This is a genomic window from Bacillus sp. JJ722, assembly GCF_036963345.1.
GTDB lineage: Bacteria > Bacillota > Bacilli > Bacillales > DSM-1321 > Bacillus_AD.
Genome location: NZ_JBALMO010000245.1, coordinates 1 through 1073, shown reverse-complemented (window position 1 = coordinate 1073; position 1073 = coordinate 1). Strand labels below are relative to the sequence as shown.

Genomic DNA, 1073 nt, shown 5'->3' with positions numbered 1-1073 from the left:
TTGGCCTGTTCTACGTGTTCATTTGATTTAATCGTGACAGAATACGTTTTACTTTTAGAGCCTTCTTTATAACACCCTTCTTGGAAAGGACATGCTTTACATTTTTCTATATCAAAATAAAAGGTTAAAGCCTGATTACCCTTTGCCCCACTTTTCTTTCCTGTTCGTGCTTTACGAACCGCCATGTGTCCTGCTTTACAAACATACATCCCTGCGTCTTTGTTGAATTCGAATTCTTCTTCTTTTTTACGTATTCCTTGTGTAAGAAGAGGATGTAATTTAGAGACTAATTGTAGTTCTTGGTTGTTCGCAAATTGTATGTTCTTTTTTTCTGAGTAAGCTGTATCTCCAATGATTGTATCTATTTTCATGCCTGTTTGTTGGCTTTTTTCTACAAGTGTTTGGAGGTACTTCCCATCGCTTTTTTCTCCAGTTGTGATGACGGCAGCTGTAATAATACGTTCTTCATTCATCGCAATATGTGTTTTATAACCAAAGAATGACGAATCTGCCGTTTTATGCCCGACACGCGCATCTCGGTCGTCTGAATAGGCTAATTGTTCCTGATAATCCTCAACGATTTCTTTTACGTAATTGAGCTTTTCTTTGATATTTGGATAATGACGAATGGTCTCTTCTTTTTCGATGACTTGAATGACTTTTTGACAGTAATCTAGTTCATCTACTAGTTCATTCGTCGTTGGTTTCGATGGGAATTTCTCTTTCATCTTCTCATCTACTTGATAGACAGCTTTTCTAAGTAGTTTGGATTTTTCAACAAGAAATTCTTTTGGTGTTTTTTGATTGTAACGAGCTTTTGTATGAGTGGCATCCACAATGATTGAGGTACTATGAATTAGCTCTTTTTCAAGGGCGATTTCAACTGTTTTTTGGATAAGCATATCTAATAAGCTCACATCTTTAAGACGAAGCTTACGGAATTTCGTTAATGAACTTGGGTTAATCACACTTTCTTCTGGAGCCATATCCAAAAAGTATTTAAAGGACATGTCATATTTGGAACGCTCAACGACGTCCACATCAGATAAATCAAAAATAGTTTTTAGCAATAA

The 1073-nt window shown here is 36.0% G+C and carries 1 protein-coding gene; it reads right to left on the bottom strand.

The features are described from left to right. The coding region (locus V7014_RS22675; RefSeq protein WP_335510601.1) for a transposase at window positions 1-1073 on the bottom strand (1073 nt) is incomplete at both ends.